20 protein-coding genes and 2 pseudogenes are annotated in these 22,460 nt (G+C 70.0%); 13 read left to right on the top strand and 9 right to left on the bottom strand.

The window, feature by feature from the left end:
• Positions 1-361: 361 nt before the first annotated feature.
• Positions 362-1,969, bottom strand: coding sequence for a long-chain fatty acid--CoA ligase (locus AB0C73_RS21940; protein ID WP_362532590.1), 1,608 nt, complete (start codon positions 1,967-1,969; stop codon positions 362-364).
• Between the two features lie 241 nt (positions 1,970-2,210).
• On the opposite strand from AB0C73_RS21940, the gene AB0C73_RS21935 reads away from it, so the two are divergent.
• The 6 genes from AB0C73_RS21935 to AB0C73_RS21910 all read left to right on the top strand — a co-directional run bounded on the left by AB0C73_RS21935 (position 2,211) and on the right by AB0C73_RS21910 (position 9,028).
• A complete protein-coding gene (locus AB0C73_RS21935; RefSeq protein ID WP_362532587.1) occupies positions 2,211-2,969 on the top strand; it encodes an ABC transporter ATP-binding protein in 759 nt (252 codons plus the stop codon).
• Entirely contained in the window at positions 2,962-3,654 is a 693-nt protein-coding gene (locus AB0C73_RS21930) for an ABC transporter ATP-binding protein (RefSeq protein WP_362532584.1), read from the top strand. Before AB0C73_RS21935 ends, AB0C73_RS21930 begins: the two co-directional genes overlap by 8 nt.
• Positions 3,655-3,740: 86 nt before the next feature.
• A complete protein-coding gene (locus AB0C73_RS21925; protein ID WP_362532581.1) occupies positions 3,741-4,988 on the top strand; it encodes an ABC transporter substrate-binding protein in 1,248 nt (415 codons plus the stop codon).
• A 63-nt stretch (positions 4,989-5,051) separates the two neighbouring features.
• Positions 5,052-5,918 (top strand): branched-chain amino acid ABC transporter permease, encoded by an 867-nt coding sequence (locus AB0C73_RS21920; RefSeq protein ID WP_362532578.1) that lies wholly within the window; start codon positions 5,052-5,054, stop codon positions 5,916-5,918.
• Positions 5,915-6,949 (top strand): branched-chain amino acid ABC transporter permease, encoded by a 1,035-nt coding sequence (locus AB0C73_RS21915; protein WP_362532576.1) that lies wholly within the window; start codon positions 5,915-5,917, stop codon positions 6,947-6,949. The genes AB0C73_RS21920 and AB0C73_RS21915 overlap by 4 nt, the downstream gene beginning before the upstream one ends.
• A gap of 120 nt (positions 6,950-7,069) precedes the next feature.
• Positions 7,070-9,028: a GAF domain-containing protein gene (locus AB0C73_RS21910; protein ID WP_362532574.1), complete on the top strand. Its 1,959-nt coding sequence runs from the start codon at positions 7,070-7,072 to the stop codon at positions 9,026-9,028.
• Positions 9,029-9,257: 229 nt separating this feature from the next.
• On the opposite strand, the pseudogene AB0C73_RS21905 reads toward AB0C73_RS21910, so the two are convergent.
• Positions 9,258-9,395: pseudogene (locus tag AB0C73_RS21905) on the bottom strand (cytochrome P450); the annotation flags it as partial.
• An 84-nt stretch (positions 9,396-9,479) separates the two neighbouring features.
• Between AB0C73_RS21905 and AB0C73_RS21900 the strand changes: the two are divergent.
• Positions 9,480-11,108 (top strand): DUF4158 domain-containing protein, encoded by a 1,629-nt coding sequence (locus AB0C73_RS21900; RefSeq protein WP_362532571.1) that lies wholly within the window; start codon positions 9,480-9,482, stop codon positions 11,106-11,108.
• Positions 11,068-11,978 (top strand): annotated as a pseudogene (locus AB0C73_RS21895) (Tn3 family transposase); the annotation flags it as partial. The gene AB0C73_RS21900 and the pseudogene AB0C73_RS21895, both read left to right, overlap by 41 nt.
• Positions 11,979-12,122: 144 nt before the next feature.
• Here AB0C73_RS21895 and AB0C73_RS21890 read toward each other — a convergent pair.
• The 4 genes from AB0C73_RS21890 to AB0C73_RS21875 all read right to left on the bottom strand — a co-directional run bounded on the left by AB0C73_RS21890 (position 12,123) and on the right by AB0C73_RS21875 (position 14,053).
• Positions 12,123-12,245, bottom strand: coding sequence for a hypothetical protein (locus AB0C73_RS21890; protein ID WP_362532568.1), 123 nt, complete (start codon positions 12,243-12,245; stop codon positions 12,123-12,125).
• 129 nt (positions 12,246-12,374) lie between these two features.
• Positions 12,375-13,232, bottom strand: coding sequence for an aldo/keto reductase (locus AB0C73_RS21885; protein WP_362532565.1), 858 nt, complete (start codon positions 13,230-13,232; stop codon positions 12,375-12,377).
• On the bottom strand, positions 13,229-13,663 hold the full coding sequence (locus tag AB0C73_RS21880; protein WP_362532562.1) for a cupin domain-containing protein: 435 nt from the start codon (positions 13,661-13,663) through the stop codon (positions 13,229-13,231). Before AB0C73_RS21880 ends, AB0C73_RS21885 begins: the two co-directional genes overlap by 4 nt.
• A 69-nt stretch (positions 13,664-13,732) precedes the next feature.
• Entirely contained in the window at positions 13,733-14,053 is a 321-nt protein-coding gene (locus tag AB0C73_RS21875) for a carboxymuconolactone decarboxylase family protein (protein ID WP_362532559.1), read from the bottom strand.
• 228 nt (positions 14,054-14,281) lie between these two features.
• Between AB0C73_RS21875 and AB0C73_RS21870 the strand changes: the two genes are divergently transcribed.
• Positions 14,282-15,178 carry a helix-turn-helix transcriptional regulator gene (locus AB0C73_RS21870; RefSeq protein WP_362532556.1) on the top strand — a complete coding sequence of 299 codons (897 nt, stop codon included), beginning with the start codon at positions 14,282-14,284 and terminating at the stop codon, positions 15,176-15,178.
• 296 nt (positions 15,179-15,474) lie between these two features.
• Here the strand turns inward: AB0C73_RS21870 and AB0C73_RS21865 are convergent, their stop codons facing one another.
• Positions 15,475-15,957 (bottom strand): hypothetical protein, encoded by a 483-nt coding sequence (locus AB0C73_RS21865; protein ID WP_362532554.1) that lies wholly within the window; start codon positions 15,955-15,957, stop codon positions 15,475-15,477.
• 852 nt (positions 15,958-16,809) lie between these two features.
• On the opposite strand from AB0C73_RS21865, the gene AB0C73_RS21860 reads away from it, so the two are divergent.
• From AB0C73_RS21860 to AB0C73_RS21850, 3 genes are all read left to right on the top strand, one after another.
• Positions 16,810-17,019, top strand: coding sequence for a hypothetical protein (locus AB0C73_RS21860; protein WP_362532946.1), 210 nt, complete (start codon positions 16,810-16,812; stop codon positions 17,017-17,019).
• 356 nt (positions 17,020-17,375) lie between these two features.
• Positions 17,376-18,563 carry a lipid-transfer protein gene (locus AB0C73_RS21855; RefSeq protein ID WP_362532551.1) on the top strand — a complete coding sequence of 396 codons (1,188 nt, stop codon included), beginning with the start codon at positions 17,376-17,378 and terminating at the stop codon, positions 18,561-18,563.
• Positions 18,564-18,615: 52 nt separating this feature from the next.
• On the top strand, positions 18,616-19,425 hold the full coding sequence (locus AB0C73_RS21850; protein WP_362532549.1) for an SDR family oxidoreductase: 810 nt from the start codon (positions 18,616-18,618) through the stop codon (positions 19,423-19,425).
• A 37-nt stretch (positions 19,426-19,462) separates the two neighbouring features.
• Here the strand turns inward: AB0C73_RS21850 and AB0C73_RS21845 are convergent, their stop codons facing one another.
• Complete coding sequence (locus AB0C73_RS21845) at positions 19,463-20,854, bottom strand: PHB depolymerase family esterase (RefSeq protein ID WP_362532929.1); 1,392 nt, start codon at positions 20,852-20,854, stop codon at positions 19,463-19,465.
• Positions 20,855-21,072: 218 nt separating this feature from the next.
• On the opposite strand from AB0C73_RS21845, the gene AB0C73_RS21840 reads away from it, so the two are divergent.
• Entirely contained in the window at positions 21,073-21,198 is a 126-nt protein-coding gene (locus tag AB0C73_RS21840; RefSeq protein ID WP_362532547.1) for a hypothetical protein, read from the top strand.
• A 106-nt stretch (positions 21,199-21,304) separates the two neighbouring features.
• Here AB0C73_RS21840 and AB0C73_RS21835 read toward each other — a convergent pair whose 3' ends face one another.
• The gene (locus AB0C73_RS21835) at positions 21,305-22,270 is read right to left on the bottom strand and encodes a PHB depolymerase family esterase (protein ID WP_362532544.1); all 966 of its coding nucleotides are present in this window, start codon (positions 22,268-22,270) and stop codon (positions 21,305-21,307) included.
• Positions 22,271-22,460: the final 190 nt, after the last annotated feature.

The following is a 22,460-nucleotide window of genomic DNA, read 5'->3' as shown; positions in this document are numbered from 1 at the left end:
GGGCTCAGTCCGCGTAGGGGAAGCGGAGGATGTACCTCGGCCATGGGCTGTTCCCCCGAAGTCCCCCGGCTCCGACGCAGGCGGTGTCGGTGCAGGGCCTGCCGACCAGGGTCCGGTCGTCGGGTGGTCCGTACGGGAGATCCGCCGCGGCTCTGCGCCGGGGACGATGATCCGGCGCCGCGACGGACCCTCCGCCCTCCCGGCGGCCCCGGCGGGGCGCTGGTGCCGACCGCCGTGGCCGTGGCCGTCGGGGAGGGCGGCAGACAGGAGGGTGCTCCCCCTCCTAGGCCGCGTGGCGTGAGGCCGCAGGTGTCCGAGCGCGCGGGCGCGCGGACCGTGCGCGGGGACGGGTTCTCCTCAGTCAGGCGTCGAAGCGGACGCGCAGGGCCTTCTTGTCGAACTTGCCGACGCCGGTGCGCGGAATGGCGTCCATGACCTCGATACGGTCGGGCAGCTGCCAGCGGGCGAAGCCGCTGCGTTCGAGGTGGTCGCGGACCCGGTCGAGGGTGACCGTGCCGCCGGGGCGCGCGGCGACGCAGATCAGCGGGCGTTCCTGCCACTTCTCGTCGGGGACGGCGATCACCGCCGCCTCGGCGACTTCGGGCAGGGCCATCACGGCCGATTCCATGTCCACCGAGGAGATCCACTCTCCGCCGGACTTGATCAGATCCTTGGCGCGGTCGGCGATGACCATGTAGCCGTGCGGGGAGCCGACGGCGATGTCGCCCGTGCGGAACCAGCCGTCCTCGGTGAACGCGTCGGCGCCGTCCCCGCCAAGGTAGGCGCCGGCGATCCAGGGGCCGCGCACCAGCAGGTCGCCCATGGACTCACCGTCCCACGGCACCGGGTTGCCCTCGTCGTCGCGGATCTCCATCTGCACGCCGGGCAGGGGCAGTCCGGCGCGGGTGCTCACGGCGTCGGTGACGCGCTGCTCGTCCCAGTCGCGCATCTTCTCCTTGGGCCAGGCCAGGGAGGCGAGCGGTGAGGTCTCGGTCATGCCCCACACCTGGATCAGTGGGATACCGAAGTCGCGCCGATAGCGTTCGATCAGTGAGCGCGGCGGCCGGGCGCCGCCGCACAGCAGGTGCTTGAGTTCCGGCAGTCCGCCGCGGGCGGCCATCGCGTCGGCGACCGACATCCAGATGGTGGGCACGCCGGCGCCGACGGTGACCCGCTCGGCGGCCATGAGGTCGACCAGGGCGGTGGGGTCCAGGGGGCCGCTGGAGAAGACCTGCTTGGCGCCGTACGGGGTGGCGGTGTAGGGGATGCCCCACGCGTTGGCGTGGAACATCGGCACCACGGGCAGCACGCAGTCGCCGGGGCCGATCCGCATCGCTGCCTGGGAAGAGGCGGCGAGGGCGTGCAGCACGGTGGAGCGGTGGGTGTAGATGACGCCCTTGGGGCGCCCGGTGGTGCCGGAGGTGTAGCACAGGCCGAGCGGGGCGTTCTCGTCGATGTCGACCGGCGCGTACTCCGTGGGCTGCGCGGCGATCAGCTCCTCGTACGCCAGAACGCCCGGCAGCGTGGTCTCCGGGACGGTGTCGCCGAGGACGATCAGGTGCCGGACGCCGGCCAGTCCGCCACGCTCGTGCACCTTCTCCAGCATCGGCAGCAGGTCGGGATCGACCAGGATCGCCCGGTCCTCGGCGTGCCCGATGATGTACATCAGGTCCTCCGTCGAGAGCCGCAGGTTCAGGGTGTGCAGGACGCGGCCGGTGCACGGCACGGCCCAGTAGGCCTCCAGGTGCCGGTGGCTGTTCCAGGCCAGGGTCGCCACGCGCTCGCCCGGCCCCAGGCCGAGTGAGTCCAGGGCGTGCATCAGCTGCTGCGCCCGGCGGCCGAAGTCGGCGTAGGTGTAGCGGTGCACGTGGCCGTCGGAGAACCGCGTGATCACCTCTGTGTCGGGGAAGTAACGCGGAGCGTGGCCGAAGAGGAGCCAGGTGTTCAGCGGGGTGTTCATCATCGCCATGGCGCACATCGTCAGTCCCACCCCGACGGCCCGGCCACGGAGGATTCCCACGTTCCCGGGGCACCGGGTGTGGAGCGCTCCCCCACCCCGTTTCGGGGCCGTGAGACCCGGGCGGGAGATTCCCACACTCGCCGAGCGCGCGCTGTGGAGGTTGTCCACGTAGCCGCTCTGGATGGCCGAAATTTAACGTCGGCGACACATCGGCAATCGCCGACGAGATCCCCGTGCAGCCGAGGCCGTCATGAGAGAATCGCGCGCCATTCTGGCCACGCACAGTCTGTCCAAGGAGTTCCAGGGCTTCCGCGCTGTGAACGACGTGGACCTGAGCGTCGCCGAAGGCACCGTACATGCCCTGGTCGGCCCCAACGGGGCCGGCAAGACCACTCTGTTCAACCTGCTCACCGGATTCCTGAAGCCGTCCGCAGGGCGCATCACCTTCGCCGGCCACGATGTCACGGGCCGGCCGCCGGAGCGCGTCGCCCGGCTCGGCATGGCCCGCTCCTTCCAGGTCACCAGCCTGTTCCCGCAGATGACGGCCCGCGAGCACGTGGAGCTGGCGCTGCAGTCCGGCACCGGCCTGGGCCGCAGCTTCTGGCGCAGCGACCGGCTGATGGGCCGCTTCTCCGGCCGTGCGCGCGAGCTGCTCGACGAGGTCGGCCTGGTGGAGCTGGCGGAGCATCCCGCCGGAAGCCTGCCGTACGGGCGCAAACGCGCCCTGGAACTGGCCATCGCGCTCGCTCTGGACCCCAAGCTCCTCCTCCTCGACGAGCCGACGGCCGGGATGGGCCTGGAGGACGTCGACCGTACGGCGGAGCTGATCGGCCGCGTCCGCGAGGGCCGCACCGTGGTCATGGTCGAGCACAACATGAGCGTCGTCGGCTCCCTCGCCGACACCGTCACCGTGCTCCAGCGCGGCGAGGTGCTCGCCGAGGGCCCCTACGACCAGGTCAAGGCGGACCCGCGGGTCATCGAGGCGTATCTGGGAGCCGAAGTTGCTTGAGATCGAAGGCGTCAGCGCCCGCTACGGCGAGGCGGAGGTGCTACACGACGTGTCCCTCCGCGTGGGTGAGGGCGAGGTCGTCACCCTCGTCGGCCGCAACGGCGCCGGCAAGACCACACTGCTGAACTGCGTCATGGGCCTGCACGGGTCGATGACGGGCCGGGTGCGGTTCACCGGCCACGACGTCACCACCGCGCCCCCGCACCGGCGGGCCCGTCTGGGACTCGGCCTCGTCCCCGACGACCGGGGCATGTACGCGTCCCTGACCGTGGAGGAGAACCTCACCCTCCCCGCGGTCACAGGCACCTCGGCGTGGCCCCTGGAGCGGATCTACGACACCTTCCCGGTCCTGGCGGACCGCCGTCGCTTCCCCGGCACCAAGCTCTCCGGCGGCGAGCAGCAGATGCTCGCGCTCGCGCGGGTGCTGCGGGCCGGAGCGGGGCTGCTGCTGTGCGACGAGCCGACCGAGGGACTCGCCCCGGTCATCGTCCAGCGCATCGGCGAGATCCTCCTTGAGGCCAAGCGGCACGGAGTGGCCGTCCTGCTCGTGGAGCAGAACCTGCGGTTCGCCACCACGGTGGCCGACCGCCACTACCTCATCGCCCAGGGCCGCATCGTCGAGTCCCTGGACAACACCGGCGTGCGGGAACGCGAGAGCGAACTCCTCGCCCACCTCGGACTGTGACACTCCGTCACCCCAAGGTGCCCCAAGGCACCCCAAGGATTTCCCCCTCCGCTCTACGAAGACGTACCGATCAGGAGGCACCACCCATGAAGCGCACCATCACGACCGGCGCGGCCCTGGCCGCCGCGGGGGCTCTGCTCGTCGGCTGCGGGGGCGGCGGCCCGAGCTCCGACGGGGGCAAGGTCAGCGACGACAAGATCGTCCTCGGCGTGCTCACGGACCTGTCCGGCACCTACGCCGACATCGCCGGGCCGGGATCCGTCGAAGCCGTGCAGATGGCCGTCGACGACTTCAAGAAGAAGTACGGCGACAAGGCAGTCACCAAGAACATCGAGGTCATCAAGGCCGACCACCAGAACAAGCCGGAGGTCGCCAACACCCAGGCGCGGGAGATGTACGACCGCAAGAAGGCCGACGCTCTCTTCGACGTGCCCACCTCCTCGGCGGCCCTGGCGGTGGCGGACATCGCCAAGCAGTCCAAGCGGCTGTACTTCAACACGGCGGCGGCCACCACCGCGCTCGCCGGCAAGAGCTGCAACCCCTACACCTACGAGTGGGCGTACGACGCCTACATGCTCGCGCACGGCACCGGCGCCAAGGTGACCGAACAGGGCGGCAAGAGCTGGTACATGATCTACCCGGACTACGCCTTCGGTCAGGACATGCAGGCCAAGTTCACCACCGCCATCGAAGGGGCGGGCGGCAAGGTCCTCGCCAAGGACCCGACCCCCTTCCCGAGCGACAACTACTCCACGTTCCTGCTCAAGGCGTCCGGTATGAACCCCAAGCCGCAGGTGCTGGGAGCCCTGCAGGCGGGTGGTGACCTGGCCAACGTCGTCAAGCAGTACGAGCAGTTCAAGCTCAAGGACAAGAACATCAAGCTCGCCATCGGCCTGATGTTCGACACCGACATCAAGGCGATCGGCGCGGACAAGCTGGCCGGGACGATGTTCACCACGGCCTGGCTCGGGGACCTCGACTCCGAGACGCGCGCCTGGTCCGACCGCTTCAAGGAGCGCACCGGCAAGCGCCCCACCTTCGACCAGGCGGCCGACTACTCGGCGGCCACCCACTACCTCGAGGCCGTGCAGCAGTCCGGCACCGACAAGGCCGAGGACGTCTCCAAGAAGCTCGACGGCATGAAGATCAACGACTTCTTCGCCCGCAACGGCACCCTGCGCACCGAGGACCACCGGCTCGTCCACGACGCCTACCTGGTCAAGGTCAAGGACCCGGCCAAGGTCCAGGAGGACGGCTACTACACCGAGCTCGTCAACACCATCCCCGCGGACGAGGCGTTCGACAAGCCCTCGCCGGACTGCCACATGAGCTGACCCCCGGACCGGCGGCCCTCCCGCAACGGTGCGGGAGGGCCGCCCCCTACCACAGGACCACCCATGACCTCGTTCCTGCAACAGACCTTCAACGGGCTGGTCAGCGGCAGCTTCTACGCCCTGCTCGCCCTCGGCCTCGCCGTCATCTTCGGCATGCTGCGCGTGGTGAACTTCGCCCACGGCGCCGTCTACATGCTCGGCGCGTTCGGCGCGGTCGTCCTCGCCGACAGCGCGGGGCTCGGCTTCTGGTGGGCGCTGCTGCTTGTGCCCCTGGCGCTCGCCGCCGTCGGCATCCTGGTGGAGCGGCTGCTCATCCGCCGTCTGGCGGCCCTGGACCCGCTGTACAACTTCCTGCTGACCTTCGGCATCGCCCTGGTCTGCCAGGACCTGCTGCGCATGAAGTACGGCTCGCACTCCCAGCCGTACGAGCACATGCCCTTTCCCGGCTCCATCGACCTCGGCCTGTTCGAGTTCCCCCGCTACCAGGTCGTCGTGCTTGCCGTGTCCGCGGCCGTGTGCGTCACGGTGTGGCTGCTGCTGACCCGTACCCGGATCGGCATCATCGTCCGCGCCGCCACCGAACGCCCCGAGCTGACCCGGGCGTTCGGCATCGACACCGGCCGCTGGGTGACCCCCGTCTTCGGCTTCGGGGTCGGCCTGGCCGCCCTGGCCGGGGTGCTCGCCGCCCCCATGCGGGCGGTCAACACCACGATGGGCGGCGACCTGATCATCACCGTGTTCGCCGTCGTCGTCATCGGCGGCCTCGGTTCCGTCTTCGGCTCGGTCCTCGCCGGCTTCGCCATCGGCCTGATCCAGGCCCTCGGCAGCCTCTACGCCCCCGTCCTGTCCCAGACCTCCGTCTTCCTGCTGATGGCCGTCGTCCTGCTGATCCGGCCGGCGGGCCTGTTCGGCAAGGAGGAGCACGCATGATCCTCTCCCTCGTCGGCGCCCTGCGCCGGTACCCCGCCGGTGTGCGCTGGGGCCTGCTCTCGGCCGGCCTGATCGCCGCGCTCGCCCTGCCCTGGATGCTCTATCCGCCGGTCGCCGCGGACATCCTGTGCTGGGGCCTGTTCGCCGTCGCCTTCGATCTGCTGCTCGGGCACGCCGGGCTGCTCTCCTTCGGCCACGCCGCGTTCTGGGGCACCTCCGCCTACGCCACCGGCCTGATCGCCCTCCACGGCGGACTGCCGTTCCCCGTCGCCGTCCTCGGCGGCACCGTGGCGGCCGCGCTGCTCGCCGCGCCCATCGGCTACCTGGCGGTACGCCGCAGCGGGATCTACTTCGCCATGGTCACCCTCGCCTTCGCGCAGCTGGTGTACTTCGTCGCCAACCAGTGGGACGACGTCACCGGCGGCGAGAACGGACTCCAAGGCATCCCGCGCGAGCTGGCCGGCATCGACCTGTCGGACTCGTTCGTCTTCTACTACGCCATGCTGCCGATGGTGCTGCTCGGTCTGGCGGCTGCCTGGCGGTTCGTACGCTCCCCCTTCGGGCGCGTCGTCGCCGGCGTGCGGGAGAACCCCGACCGGGTCCGGGCCCTGGGCTACCCCGTCGACCGGTACAAGCTCGTCGTCTTCGTCGTCTCGGCGTTCCTGTCCGGACTCGCCGGCGGTCTGTACGCCGTCAACCACGGCTTCGCCTCGCTCCAGGAGGTGTACTGGACCACCTCCGGCAAGGTCGTCGTCATGGCCGTCCTCGGCGGCATCGGCACCCTGTGGGGCAGCCTCGTCGGCGCCGGGGCGATCGTCCGCCTGGAGGACTGGCTCTCCACGGCCGGCTTCGAGGAGACCGGCCTGATCACCGGCGGTGTCTTCATGGTCACCGTGCTGGTCTTCCGGCGCGGGGTGTGGGGCACGCTCGCGCATCTGCTGCGCGACCGCGCCGCGCCGGGGACGCCCACGGCCCCCGAGCCGCACCCGGAGCAGGACCGTGACGACACCGCGCAGCGCGTGTCATCGTAGAAGGGCGGTCGTGGCCGCCGTCCACAGCGCGACGCGCGCCCTCGCAGGACGGCGGTCGTGGCCGCCGTCCGCAAGAGTCGCACTCGCCACCGTGCCCGCCCGAGCCGCAGCAAGGAAGCCATGAGCACCGACCTGTCACCGACGCGCCCGGGCACGGACAGCGCCCGCGAGCTGCTGCGCCTGCTGCGCGAGAACGCGGCGTCCGAGGAGTACCAGTCGCTCCTCGACGCCTGTCCACCCGGCGAGGCGGCGTGGCTGCGCCCGCTCGTGGAGGACGCGCTGCATGTCAGGGCGCAGCTGGAGGAACGCCGCCGCCGCGAGGACGAGCTGGCCGCGCTGTACGAGACCGCCGGCGACCTCTCCTCCCTGCGCGACCTGGAGGCGGTGCTCCAGGCCATCGTGCGCCGGGCCCGCGAACTGCTCGGCACGGACACGGCCTACCTGATGCTGCACGACACCCAGCACGGCGACACCTATGTACGCACCACCGACGGCATTCGCAGCGACGCCTTCAAACGCGCCCGGCTCGCGATGGGCGCGGGCCTGGGCGGCCTGGTGGCCAAGACCGCCGTCCCCTACAACACACCCGACTACCTGCACGACGCGCGCTTCGAGCACACCCTCGACGACACTGTGCGCGCCGAAGGACTGATCGCCATCCAGGGCGCGCCGCTCAAACTCGGCTTGAACGTCATCGGCGTGCTGTTCGCCGCCAACCGCGGCGCCCGCCCCTTCTCCGACCACGAAGTGGCTCTGCTGGTGTCCCTGGCCGACCACGCCGCCATCGCCATCGAGAACGCCACCCTGTTCCAGGAGGTCCAGCGCGCCGTCGACGACCTCACCGAGGCCAACGCCGTCATCCAGGCCCACAGCGCCTCCGTGGAGCAGGCCGCGTCCCTGCACGAACGGCTGACCAGCATCGTCCTGCACGGCGGCGCCATGGCCGACGTCGCCCAGAACCTCGCCGAGGTGCTGGGCGGCAGCATCCTCGTCCTCGATCCCGCGGGCCGCGTCATGGCCGCTGTGGGCACCGACCCCGTGGTGGAACAGGCGCGAGAGGGCGGCTCCCTGCCCGCGGGGACCCCGGCGGCCCGCGCCGTGCGCGAGGCGTGCGTGCTCAGCGCCGAGTCACGCCGCACCCGGCGCATCCCCGGGGCGGGGACCAACGCCTCGGCCTGTGCCACGCCGATCATGGCCGGCACCGAGGTGCTCGGCTCGCTGGCCCTCGTACGCGACCGCCTCGACGCCTGCGACGTCCGCTCCCTGGAGCGGGCCGCCCTGGTCACGGCGCTGATGCTGCTCAGTGAACGCAGCGTCGCCGAGGCCGAGCACCGGCTGCGCGGCGAGATCCTGGAGGACCTGCTCGGCGCCGCGCACCGCGACCTCGAAGGGCTGCGCCGCCGGGCCGCCCTCATGGGCCTGGACCTCGGCCGGCCGCACACCGTCCTCGCGGCCCGCTGCCGTGGGGGCGGGCACCGGCGTACCGTCGCCGATGCGGCCACCGCGTTCGCCGGACACGCCAAGGGGCTCGCGGGCGAGTACCGCGGCGACGTGGTCGTCCTGCTCCCCGGCGAGCAGGACCCGGCGGCGACCGCCCGGTCCCTGGCCGACCACCTGTCGGCCACCGTGGGCGATCCGGTCACGGTCGGCGGCACCTCGGCGGCCGAAGGCGTCGACGCGCTCGTCGCGGCCCACCGGGACGCCCTCCAGTGCCTCGGCGTCCTGCTGGCCCTCGACCGGGACGGCCAGGGCGCCTCCCCCGACGAACTGGGCATCTACGGGCTGCTGTTCAGCCAGGCCGGCCGCGAGGAACTGCTCGGGTTCGTACGCCGGGTCATCGGTGCCCTGCTGGACTACGACGAGCGCCGGGGCGGCGAACTGGTCCGCACCCTGCTTGCCTACTTCGCCTGCGACGCCAGTCTCACCCGCACCGCGGCCGACCTGTTCGTCCACGTCAACACGCTCTACCAGCGCATCGACCGGGTCACCACCCTTCTGGGGCCGCAGTGGCGCCACGGCGATCACGCCCTCCAGGTCCACCTCGCGCTCAAGGTGCACAGCGTGCTGTCGGCGCATTGAGCGACGCACCGGCCGCGTACGTTCCAGCTGTGCACGTCGCCGTCGCCGCCGGCCCCTTCTGTCTGCTGCGTGAGGTGCCCGGACAGGCCCGCGACCGTGGGCCACACAGCCGGACGCGGTGGCCGCCCGGAGCGGGCCGGGCCAGTCGCTCAAGGTGCGTGCATCGTGGCGACCACGACCACCCCGGCCCCGACCGTGGTGCCGAGGGCCCTCCGTCAACCGCGCCGCCGGAAGCGCGCGGGCAGCGGTGACGGCCCGCGCCGAAGGCCAGGTGGTGGCGGATGTTCGTCCGGTGCGGGCACATCCGCTCCGGGGCGTCGAACACCTCCGGATCCGAGCCGCTGCCTATGAGCATCAGCAGCAACTGGGGCGTGACCCAGATACGCCAGAAACCCGCCATGGGATGATCTTGGACTGTTGAGGCCTCTCCGACCGTCACCCGTTCGGCGCAGTGTCGTTGCTGGTGACGTCGGATTACGTCTGTGGCGGGGTGTGGGCTGTGACCTCCATCGAGAGGACCGCTTATCCGCGGTTCAAGCGGCTGATCACCGCGCATGAACTGCATCTCTTCTTCGCGCCGAGCCGTGACGAGGTCGAGTGGGCCACTGCTCGTACGGACTGCGACGGGCACTTGCTGTCGTTGCTGCTGGCGCTGAAGTCGTACCAGCGCATGGGGTGCTTCCCGAAGATGGAGGAGATCCCGGACCCGGTCGTCGAGTTCGTACGCCGCGTCGTCGACCTGCCGGACGACGTCGTGCCGACCGCGGCGAACCGCACGGCGGAGTGGCAGCGAACCGCCGTACGCCAGCGCACAGGCCTGATCTACGACAAGGCGAAGGCCCGGAAGATCGCCGAGGCGGTGATGCGGAGCGAGGCGGTGGTGAAGAACCGTCCGGCGGACCTGATCAACATCGCGTTGGAGAAGGTCGTCGAGGCCGGGCTGGAGTTGCCGGGCTTCACCACGCTGGACGCGCTCGCGGCGAAGGTGCGCACCGAGGTAAACGCCTCAATCTGCATGGGGATCTATGACCAGCTCAGCGAGGCGCATCGGGCGCGGCTGCTGGCCCTGCTGACGGGCAAGGACGCCTCGGGCACTACGGAGTACAACCGGCTGAAGCAGTCGGGGAAGGCCCCGACGTGGTCGCACCTGCGCGAACAGGTCGCGCGCCTGGAGTGGGTCGACGCACTCGGCGAGACCGAGGTGTGGCTGGACGGGGTCGCTCCAGGGAAAATCACGGACTTCGCCGGAGAGGCGGACGCCGCGGACGCGCCGGCGCTACGCGACTACACCGAGGTCAAGCGGCTCGCGCTGCTGGTGTGCCTGGTCCACAAAGGCGCGGATGCGGGCCCGCGACGAGCTGACGACGATGTTCTGCAAGCGGATCGCATTGCAGGTCAAGCGGGGCAAGGCGGAGCTGGAGAGCATCCGGGAGCAACAGCAGGCCCTGGTCGAGGCGTTGATCGGGAACTACCGCACAGTGCTGCAGCACCTGGACGCCGACAGCCCGGTCCAGGCCGCCCGCGAGAAGGCCCCGACGATGACCGCCGACGTCCTGGAGACGATCGCCCATCTCACCCCGGACGAGGAGCCCGACACGGTCGCCGCCCAGCTCGGCGACGGGCTCGCGCCCGCGCTGCACACGCTGGCCACGGCCGTGCGGATGCAGGCCGGCGCGCTGGGAGTGCCCGCCGCGGCGGTGCACGGCTTCGGCGGATTCGAGGGCCAGTACGAGCAGATCGAAAAGGTCGCCGCCCACCACGGCAACTACTGGGAGGTGCTGCTGTACGGGCACCTGCGCAAGGACCGCTCCACCATGTACGACCTGACCAGCCGCCTGGAACTGACGGCGACGTCCGAGGACAGTCGGGTCCTGGACGCGCTCGAACACGCCCGCACCCACAAGCACCTGCGCGACTACCTCCCCGAACGGTACGAGGACGGCCGCCGCGTCGACGTCTCGTTCGCCACGCTGAACTGGCAGAAGGCCGTCCGCGACAAGAACCGGCCCGGCGTCTTCGTGCGCAAGCACTTCGAGGCGATGGTGTTCGCCGCGCTCGCCGAGGAACTGCGCACCGGTGACGTCGCGGTGGCCGGCTCCGAGGAGTTCGCCGACTGGAGCGAGCAACTGCTGCCCTGGGAGGACGTCGAGGCGAAGCTGGGCGACTACCTGGTCGAGGTCGGCCTCGCCGAACCCGGGGATGAGACGCCGTACGACGCGGTCGCCTTCCGCCGGCAGCTGGAGGACAAGCTCACGGCGGCCGCCGCGCACGCGGATGCCGGATACCCGGACAACGAGGGCCTGGTCATCGATGCGGAGACCGGCATTCCCTCCCTCAAGGCGCACCGCTCGGAAGGCCAGCGGGCCTCGGCGAAGGCTCTGGAGCAGGAGATCAAGGCCCGGATGCCGGAACGCTCGCTGATCGGGATCATCTCGCGTACGGCGTACTGGGTGGAGTGGTGGCGCCGCTTCGGGCCCGCCTCCGGCAGCGAGCCGAAGCTGAAGGACCCCTTCGGCCGGTACGTGAGCACGACGTTCGTGAAGGGCACCAACATGGGCCCCGACGAGGCGGCCCGGCACATCCCCGGCGTCTCGGGGCACGAGCTGTCGCTGGCCGCGAACCGGCACTTCTCCATTCCCACTCTGAACGAGGCGATCGCCGACCTGGTCAACGCGCACGCCCGCCTCGACATCTCGCAGGCGTGGGGCGACGGGCCACGGTCGCCGCGGACGGCACCCACATAGACACCTACCTCAACAACCTGCTGTCCGAGACGTCCGTGCGCTACGGCAAGCCGGGCGGCATCGCCTACCACCACATCTCCGACACGTACATCGCGCTGTTCACGCACTTCATCCCGTGCGGGGTATGGGAGGCCGTCTACATCATCGAGGGCCTCCTCGAGAACACATCGGAGGTCAAGCCGACCACCGTGCACGCCGACACCCAGGGCCAGTCCTTCCCGGTGTTCGCCCTGGCGCACCTGCTGGGCTTCGACCTGATGCCCAGGAGAGGGCCACGAGTTCAGCATTTCCGAAGGGTGGTTGGGCGCGAACTCAGAGGTGTGACCGGCCCATTGAACCACTATGCGCCCTCATGTTCCTGGTTCGGTGGTCGGATCGACACGGCCATAGAGGGCGTCGACGTATCGCTGAGCGGTGTCGGGGTGCAGGTTGAAGATGGCGGCGACGTGCAGGGGGTCCGCACAGAAGATCATCGCCCTGTCCTGCTGCAAGACCTGACACAGGCCGACCGCCGAGTTCGGCACCATCGACACCGTCGCGTATACGTCCGGCTCGGTGCGTCATGGCCGATCCGTGCCAACGCGAGGTGCGCTCGTCCGGCGTCACTTCCCGCTGTAGACGGGGAAGGCGCTGTGGTCGCCGTAGTCCACATCGCGCAGGCCCCGCAGAGCGTCCATGTCCGCATCGGAGATCTCGGAGTCGACCTCGGCGTTGGAGCGCATGTGGTCGGGGTTTGCCGTCTTGGGCAGCGACACCGTGCCCAACTGCAGGGTGTAGCGGATGCACAGCTGCGGGACGGACACCCCGTACTTCTCGGCCAGCGCCTGGACCTCGGCGTTCTTGAGGATCGCGCCGTGGGCGATCGGAGAGTACGCCTCGACAAGGATCTGCTGGCTCTCGCAGTACGCCAGCAGTTCGGCGGGGGTGTTGCCGGCGTGCACGAGCAGCTGGTTCACGTGCGGGGCGATGGTCGCGCCCTCGAGGATGTTCTTCAGGTCGTGCTGCTGGAAGTTGGAGACGCCGATGGACCGGATCTTTCCGGCCCGGTGGGCGTCCTCCAGGGCACGCCACGCCTCGCGGTTGCCCTGGGCGTAGTCTCCGCCGCGGAAGTCGTCCCACGGCTGCGGGCTGTGGATCAGCATCAGGTCGACGTAATCCAGGCCCAGCTTCTCCAGAGAGCCGTCGATCGCGGCGACCGCCTGGTCGTAGTCCTTGATCTCCGCGGCGAGCTTGGTCGAGACGAACAGGTCCTCGCGGGGCACCCCCGAGGTGCGCACGCCCTCGCCGACGCCGCGCTCGTTGCCGTACGCCTGGGCGGTGTCGATGTTGCGGTAGCCGATCTGCACGGCGGCGCGGACCGCGTCGGCCGCCTTGTCGTCGTCGATGAACCAGGTGCCGAGCCCCAGCTTGGGGATCTCGACGCCGTTGGCCAGTGTGTAGGTCTCGTCCAGGATGGTCATGCGTTTGCTCCGTTCTTCGGCAGCTTGCCGTACACCTCGTCGGTGACCGGCTCGAGCCATTCGTTGCTGACACCTTCGCCCGGGGTGATGAAGGCGAGGTGGGAGAACCACGCGTCGGCCTTCGCGCCGTGCCAGTGCTTCGTGCCTGCGGGGACGCGGATCACCGTTCCCGGCTCCATGCTGATGGGGTCCTCGCCCTCGGCCTGGTACCAGCCGCTACCCGCGGTGCACAGCAGAATCTGGTCACCGCCGCCTGCTGTGCCGTGGTGGATGTGCCAATTGTTGCGGCAGCTCGGCTCGAAGGAGACATTCATGACGGGAACGCTGCCCGAGGTGAGCGTAGCCAGGTAGCTCTGGCCGATGAAGTACTGCGCGAAGGCGTCGTTCTTCTCGCCGAGCGGGAAGATCTGGTCGAATCCGTTGCCGGCCATCTTGTTCCTCTTCTTTGGTTCACTGGGCCCCGCCGATCGTGGGGGGCCGGTTTGCGTTCGTGCCGGGGATCAGGCGGAGCGATCGTCCGCGATCTTCTTCAGCAGGGTGATCGCGGTCATGGCGTTGGGCCATCCGGCGTAGAACGCCAGGTGCGTGATCGCCTCGGACAACTCCTTGACCGTGAGCCCGTTGTCCAGGGCCACACCCAGGTGGTACGGAAGCTGCTCGCTGCGGTAGAGGGCTGCCAGCACACTGACCGTGACCAGGCTGCGGTCCCGCGGGGAAAGCCCGGGGCGCTCCCACACGTCCTGGAACAGAACGTCGTTGGTGAGCTCGACCAGCTTCGGCGCGATACCGGCCAGCTCCTGGGGAGCAGACTGCTTCGCCATGACACAGCTCCTCGATCATTTAGGGGGTGGGGCGTCCCGCCTGCCATCGTGCGGCCGGGCGGGGCGGCCGGCACTCGCTCGTCCAAGAGCCCGCCGGAATCCCGGACGGCTCACAAGCAGTGCCGATATCGAGGACACCGCAGGCCAACGGCGTGGGGAAGGGCCTGTGGTTACAGGTACCAACAGGACCCCCCACACACACTCCGCACCCGTCTTAGCCTGGAGAATGTGAGTACTGAGAGCGACATCCGCGAGTTCCTGGCCTCCCGCCGCGCCAAGATCACCCCGCAACAGGCAGGGCTGCCCGCCTACGGCGGCAACCGGCGGGTACCGGGCCTGCGCCGCGAAGAGGTCGCCCTGCTCGCCGGCGTCAGCATCGACTACTACGTCCGTCTGGAACGCGGCCACCTGGCTGGCGCCTCCGAGGAAGTCCTCGACTCCGTCGCGAACGCCCTCCAGCTCGACGACGCCGAACGCGCTCACCTCTACGACCTGGCCCGCGCCGCCGCGAAACGGCCCACCCGCCGCGCCAAGCGCCCCCGCGGCCCCCTGCCCGACAGCACGGTGCGTGTACTGGAATCCATGAGCGGCTGCCCCGCCTTCATCCGCAATGGCCGCCTCGACATCCTCGCCACCAACCCCTTGGGCCGCGCCCTATACAGCCCCCTGTACACCAGCGCCGCGCGACAGCCGGTCAACATCGCCCGGTTCCAGTTCCTCGACCCGGCCGGCCCCGACTTCTTCCCGCACTGGGAGGAGTCGGTCAACACCACCGTGTCCCTGCTGCGCACCGAAGCCGGCCGTGCCCCCGGCGACGGCGACCTCACCGGACTGATCGGCGAGCTCGTCACCCGCAGTGAGGAGTTCCGCACCGCCTGGGCCAAACACAACGTGCGCCTGCACCACACCGGCCGCAAAGCCTTCCGCCACCCCGCAATCGGCGAGATCACTCTCGACTTCGACGCCATGGAACTCCCCGCCCAGCCGGGCCTCACTCTCACCGCCTACACCGCACCACCGCACACCCCCGACCACGACATGCTCCTGCTCCTTGCCGCCTGGGCAGCCACCGAAGGCAGCCCGCAGCAGAGCGCGGACCCGGCATCATCCGACCGGCACGCGTAGCCCATCCCCTCCGGCCCGCGCTCCGCCTCCCTGCCTGCACGCCGTGAAGTTCATGGTGCAGACCCTTGCCACCGCCGGCGAACCCCAGCGAGACCTCCAGCGCGAGCTCACCTACGACGGACTGCGCGCAGCAGAGGCCAAGGGCAGCAAGGGCGGACGCCCCCGCCGTCACGGGCTACAGCCGCCGTTGATTACGGAGCAGGCCGGGGCGACGGTTCGCCTGCGGGGCGTTCGTCGCCGTGGCGGCCCGCACGTCGTATTCGCGCAGCCGTCGCATTGCGGGGTGTCGGAGTCGTTCAGGCGTGGCGGGTGGGGGACAGCCCGAGCCAGCCGGGGGTGGGCGGTCCGGAGACTTCGCCGAGGTACAGAACCATGGTCTGGCGCCAGCGTTCGACGGCGGCGCGGTCGGCCATGAAGTCGATGAAGTCGCGGGTGTGGGCGTTGGGGACATCCCAGATCCCCTGCCCGGTGGGGGTGACGTCGGTGCGCACGCCCCAGCCGTGCTGGCCTGTGGCCTGCCATTCGGGTGTGAGCAGCCAGTTGAGGTAGAGCCTGGCGGCCGCGGGGTGTCGGGCACTCTTGAACATGGCCGCGCGCTGGCCCCAGGCCAGGAAGGGGTGGTCGCCCTGTGGGGTGACCCAGGTGGTGGTGTCTGCGCCGCCCGTCTCGGCGCCCGCCAGGCCGATCTGTTTGGCTCCGGCGTCGACCGCCTCGCCCGGACTGTTGGTACCACGGTGGAAGCGATGTCCTGGTCGGCCAGGCGCTTGATCCAGTCCCACCCGTACCGGTCGGCGTATGTCTTGTAGAGGAACAGCGTGGCGTCGTCGTCCCCGGGATGGGAGGACAGGATCTGCCCCTTCCACTCGGAGTCCACGAGGTTCTGCGGGGTGGCCGGGCCGCCGCCGGGGCCGTGCATATAGCTGAAGGCGGAGACCCCGATGGCACACCAGTGACCGTCCGGGTCCTTGAACATGTCGTGGACCTGGCCGAAGCCGGCCGGCTTGTACGCCTCCAGCACGCCGAGCGCCTGCCACCGGTCGAAGTCGAAAGACGTCTGCAGGTGTGTCACGTCCGGCACGAGCCGGCCCTGGTCCAGCTGCCGGTCGATGCGGACGTCGTGGTACTTGCTGTAGTCGACGATCATGTTGATCTCGACGTCCGGGAACGCCTGCCTGAAGCCGTCAACCGTGTAGTCCTGCTGGTCCGGGATGTCACCGCCGGCGTAGACCGTCAGGGTGCCGCCCTCGGCCAGGGCGTCGGCGTGCAGCTCGGCAAGGGACCTGGTCTCTTCACGGGTCACGGCGCTTCTCCTCGGGGGGGGCGAAGGTGTCCGCAGGACGGGCACGAAGCGGCCCCGCCCGATCCCGGCGTCGCTGTGCCAGGCCAGGGCCGGGCAGGGCCGGGTCGCTCGATGATCAGGCGAGGTCCTCGGTAGAGAACTTCTCCAGCTTGTCGCAGCGGACCGCGTCTGTCCTGTCGCAGAGGTCCGCCCTGACGGAATACGCGTCCACACCGTCACCATCTGCCACAGGACTAGACCTCCGGCACAACCGGCTTGCAAGCAACGGTCGTTGCGATACGTGGTACGACGCAGGTCGGACCCGATGAGGAGTGCCTGAAAGCTCGCCCACATGGGCAGACAGAAGGTGCCCGCCGCGCACTGCGGAATTCACCACGCCCCGGCGCGCGCATCAAAGATGCGCTGGATCGCCGACCTGAGACTGCGGTACGGTCCGACGACGGTCGACGCCTTCCGCCGCGGCTGGCCCGCCAGGCTCGACCTCATGACCCAGCTCGCCGGCCTGCGCCTGCGTGACCGCTGGGACCGCTGGGACGGCTAGGACGGCTGGACAGGCAAGCCCTTCACCGAGGACAGCGCCCAGCACGTCTCGGTCTGGGAAAAACCGGCCACCTGGCATGCCCACGACCCGAGCAGCACGACGGACTTCAGGGGCGAACGTTGCCGGATGCGACACGAGAAGGTGTCGGCACCTGCACAGCCGCCTCTGAAACCCGTGGAGCCGCCGCCCGATGCGTACTCCTGTGACGTGGACAAAGGGCCGGGTGTGGAGGTCTCCTCCACACCCGGCCGCCAACCACCCAGCGGTTCCCCATACCCCGCCTCCCCTCCGGTGTCTAGCGTCGAAGAGAGCCGCACACACCACCACACCTGGTTCGGGACACCTGGAGGAGACGGATGAAGCAGCGGGCACACGTCGCCGGCGTCGGCATGGTGCCGTTCACCAAGCCCGGCGCGAGCGAGCCGTACGACGTCATGGGCGAACGGGCCGCGCGCGCCGCCCTCGCCGACGCCGGGATCGACTACGGCCTCGTCGAGCAGGCGTACGTCGGGTACGTCTACGGCGACTCCACCAGCGGGCAGGCCGCCCTCTACGGGCTCGGGCAGACCGGTATTCCCATCGTCAACGTCAACAACAACTGCGCCACCGGCTCCTCGGCCCTGTGGCTGGCCCGGCAGGCCGTCGAGAGCGGGGCCGCCGAGTGCGTGCTCGCGCTGGGCTTCGAGCAGATGAACAAGGGCGCCCTGCCCCTCGTATGGGGTGACCGACCCAACCCGCTGACCCGCTCCCTCGACACGATGGAGGCGGTTCAGGGCCGCAACGAGCAGGCGCCGTGGGCGGCCGAGTTCTTCGGCGGCGCGGGCGCCCAGCACGCCCAGCGGTACGGGACCGCGCCCGAGACGTTCGCGCGGATCACGGTCAAGTCGCGCCGGCACGCCGCGCACAACCCGTACGCCGTCTTCCGCGCCCCGGTCACGGTGGACGAGGTGCTCGCCTCCCCCCACATCCAGGGCCCCCTCACCCGCCTCCAGTGCTGCCCGCCCACCTGCGGCGCGGCGGCCGCGGCCGTGTGCAGCCCGGACTTCGCCCGGCGCCACGGGCTGCGCACCGTGCGGATCCGTGCGCAGGCGATGACCAGCGACACGACGAGCAGCTTCGAGGGCGGGGACATGATGAAGCTGGTCGGTTACGACATGAGCCGGGCCGCGGCACAGAAGGTGTACGAGTCGGCGGGCGTCGGCCCGGAGGACATCCGCGTCGTCGAGCTGCACGACTGCTTCACGGCCAACGAGCTCATCACCTACGAGGCCCTGGGGCTGACCCCGGAGGGCACGGCGGAGAAGTTCGTCATGGACGGCGACAACACCTACGGCGGCCGTGTGGTCACCAACCCCTCCGGCGGACTGCTCTCCAAGGGGCACCCGCTCGGCGCGACCGGGCTCGCCCAGTGCGCCGAACTGGTCTGGCAGCTGCGAGGAGAGGCGGACGCGCGCCAGGTCGAGGGTGTGAACCTCGCGCTCCAGCACAACATCGGGCTCGGCGGCGCCGCCGTCGTCACCCTGTACGAACGCGCCGACGCCTGAACCCGAGACCTCACTCCGTACTGAACAACCCTGTATGAAAGGGGAATCCGCCGTGGGCAACCTCGACGGCAGGACCGCCATCGTCACCGGCGCCGGGCGTGGCATCGGCCGCGCCATCGCCCTGAAGCTCGCCACCGAAGGGGCACGCGTCGTCGTCAACGACCTGGACCCCGGGCCGGCCTCCGAGACCGTCCTGGCCGTGAAGACGGCGGGCGGCGAGGCAGTCGCCTGCCCCGGCAGCATCACCGAGGACGGCTTCGCGGAGCACTTCGTGCCCACCGCCGTCGAGACGTTCGGCGGCCTGGACATCATCGTCAACAACGCCGGCTACACCTGGGACGGCGTCATCCAGAAGACCTCGGACGAGCAGTGGGACGCCATCCTCGACGTCCATCTCAAGGCCCCGTTCCGGATTCTGCGCGCCGCCCAGCCGTACTTCAGGGCCAACCCGGCCGCGTACTACCGCAAGGTCGTCAACGTGTCGTCCATCGTGGGGCTCTCCGGGAACGCCGGTCAGGTCAACTACGCCTCCGCCAAGGCGGGTGTCGTGGGCCTGACCCGTACGCTCGCCAAGGAGTGGGGGCGTTACGACGTGAACGTCAACGCGGTCGCCTTCGGTCTCATCCGCACGCGCCTCACGGAGGCGTCGGCCGCGGAGGGCGGCTCGGGTATCGAGGTGGCGGGCCGCGAGATCAAGGTGGGGATCAGCCAGGAGTACTTCGATGCGGCCGAGCGGTCCATCCCGCTCGGCCGCGCCGGTACCCCCGAGGAGGCGGCCGGGGCCGTCTACCTGATGTGCACGCCCGAGGCCGACTACATCACCGGCCAGGTCGTGGTGTGCGGCGGCGGCTTCACCGGCTGACGCTCGGCCGGTGAAGCCGCCGCACGGGGGAATCGGGTCAGGCCGGGCAGCCGGCGTCGGAGATCACGAAGTAGCCGGGGGAGGTCTCCTCCAGAGTGTGGGTCTCGTACAGGTTGTACAGGCCCATGTTCTGGTTGGAGCCGTTGGCGTAGGTGTATCCGCCGCTGGTGTGGGCCCGGCCCGCGACCACCTGGTTGTAGTTGTTGTCGGTGTAGCACTGGTGCACGGCGCCGGTGGTGGCCTGTACGGCAGCGGAGGTCGCCCCCACCGTCCCGGAGCCGTCCACGGCAGCGACGGTGTAGCTGTACGTCGTGCCGGCGGAGAGGCCCGTGTCGGTGAAGGACGTGCCGGCCGGGGTGCCGACCTGGGTGCCGCCGCGGTAGACGCGGTAGGAGGCGGCGCCGTCGACGGCGTTCCAGGACAGGGAGGCCGAGGTGTCGGTGGTGCCGGTGACGGTGAGGCCGGCCGGTGCGGGCAGGCTGCCGGTGCCGCCGCCGCCACCCGCCAGGCCCCAGAACTCGCCGATCCGGTACGAGGCGCAGATGTTCATGTCCGGGATGTACTGGACGGCGGTGCCGCACTGGGTGGCGCCGCTGCCCGGGTCGACGGGCTGACCGTGCGCCATGCCGGTGATGGAGTACGACTCGACCACCGCCCGGCCCGAGCCGTCACGGTAGACCTTGTGAGGGTAGCCCTGGACGGTGTCGCTGACATCGGCGGTCGCGTCGGTGCCGTGCACGTTGGTCCACTGCTCGACGAGCTCGGTCATGTTCATCGGCTTGACCGTGGTGTCGTCGGTGCCGTGCCAGACCGACATCGTCGGGTACGCACCCGAGTACGTCGAGTACGCGGCGCGCACCTTGTCACCCCACTGCTGCGCGGTGAGGTCCGAGCCGGGGCTCATGCAGCTGAGACCGGCGGACATGGTGCGGGCGCAGTCGAACGGGATACCGGCGACCACCGCCGCGCCCGCGAACACGTCCGGGTACGAGGCCGCCATCACGGACGTCATCGCACCGCCCGCGGACAGGCCGGTGACATAGACGCGCGAGGCATCGGTGGCGTAGTCGGCGGCCATCCTGTCGACCATCTGCTTGATGGACAGCGCCTCGCCCTGGCCGCGCGAGAAGTCACCCGGCTCGAACCAGTTGAAGCAGGAATTCGCGTTGTTGGCGGATTTCTGCTGCGGAAGCAGCAGGGCGAACCCCCAGGTGTCGGCCCACTTGGTCCAGCCGGTCTCGTTGTCGAAGCCGGCGGCGGTCTGCGTACAGCCGTGCAGGGCGACGACCATGGGGCGACCGGCGGGCAGCCCGTCGGGGACGTAACGGAACATCTGCAGATTGCCTGGGTTGGAGCCGAAGCCGGTCACCTCGGTCAGGCTCGCGGCCTGCGCCGGAGTCGCGGTGAAGCCCAGGACCAGGGCGAGCATGGACAGCACGAGCGCCGTCACGGACGCGCGCAGCGAACGCGGTCCGCCCGGGGTGCCGAGCCGCGGTGAGGTGTGGGCAGTACGTCGTTGCATGAAGTCACCTCGTCGGTAACGTGGGAGGCGGGACAGGCCCCGATGACCGGTGGGGCCGGAAACCGTTGCGTTGCCCCGGAGTTAAGGGGAAGTTTCGGCCAGCCACCTCGCGGAGGAATATGGCGATGCGCTCCATCACCCCGAGACACGGGGTGTATCCCGTCTCCGTTGCCGAGGGCGCACCAGAGCGGCAGGGGCCGCTCACCCGCGAGGAGTTCGAGCACGCGAAGACCCGCCTGCCGGGGCTGTGAGCCGCGGGAGCGCCCATGACGATGGCGCGACCGTCGACGTGGACGGTCGCGCCATCGGAGCGGGGAGGATCAGCGGGGCAGCCCGGTCAGGGTGCCGACGTACGGGTCAGCCGGCCAGACCCCAGAACGCCCCGATCCGGTACGAGGAGCAGATGTTCATGTCCGGGAAGTACTGGCCGGCGGTGCCACACTGGGTAGCCCCGGAACCAGGGTCGACGGGCTGACCGTGCGCCATGCCGGTGATGGAGTACGACTCGACCACCGCCCGGCCCGAACCGTCACGGTAGACCTTGTGCGGGTAGCCCTGGACGGTGTCGCTGACGTCGGCGACCGCGTCCGTGCCGTGCACGTTGGTCCACTGCTCGACGAGCTCGGTCATGTTCATCGGCTTGACCGTGGTGTCGTCGGTGCCGTGCCAGACCGACATGGCCGGATACCGGCCCGCGTAGGAGGGGTAGGCGGCGCGCACCTTGTCGCCCCACTGCTGCGCGGTGAGGTTCGAGCCCGGGCTCATGCAGGCCAGCCCCGTGAACGCGGACCGGGCGCAGTCGAACGGAACTCCGGCGACGACCGCCGCACCGCGGAAGACGTCCGGGTACGAAGCCACCATCGCCGAGGTCATCGCGCCGCCCGCCGACAGGCCGGTGACATAGATGCGCGAGCGGTCGGTGCCAAGGTCGGCGGCCGCCTTGTCGACCATCTGCTTGATGGACAGCGCCTCGCCATAGCCGCGTGAGAAGTCCCAGGACTGGAACCAGTTGAAGCAGGAGTTGGCGTTGTTGATCGCCTTCTGCTGGGGCAGCACGACCGCGAAGCCCCAAGTCTCGGCCCACTTCGTCCAGCCGGTCTCGTCGTCGTAGGCCGCCGCGGACTGCGTACAGCCGTGCAGCGCGACGACCAGCGGCCGCCCGGTGGGCAAGCCGTCGGGGACGTAGCGGAACATCCGCAGATTCCCGGGGTTGGAGCCGAAGCTCGTCACCTCGGTGAGGGTCGCCGCCTGCGCGGGTGTCGTGAACAGGCCGAGCAGCAGGCCGACCAGACACAGGATCAGACCAGGCGTTCGTAGGCGCATCGTTGTCTCCGTTTCCGTCCGGGGCGGACCGACCGCGCCGGGATGTGAGGGCAGGGACCGTGACGCCACCGCCGGCCGGCCGCGCCGTGGGGCGGCAAGGCGACCGGGGCGTTTCTGTGACGTTACGACCGCGCCGCGCGCCCCACGCATGGACGTGTCGAACACTCCTGGGGACGAGCGGATGTACGCC

Source organism: Streptomyces sp. NPDC048623 (assembly GCF_040650755.1).
GTDB lineage: Bacteria > Actinomycetota > Actinomycetes > Streptomycetales > Streptomycetaceae > Streptomyces.
The sequence above is the reverse complement of the archived record's forward strand: the minus strand, read 5'-3'. Positions and strand labels throughout refer to the sequence as shown.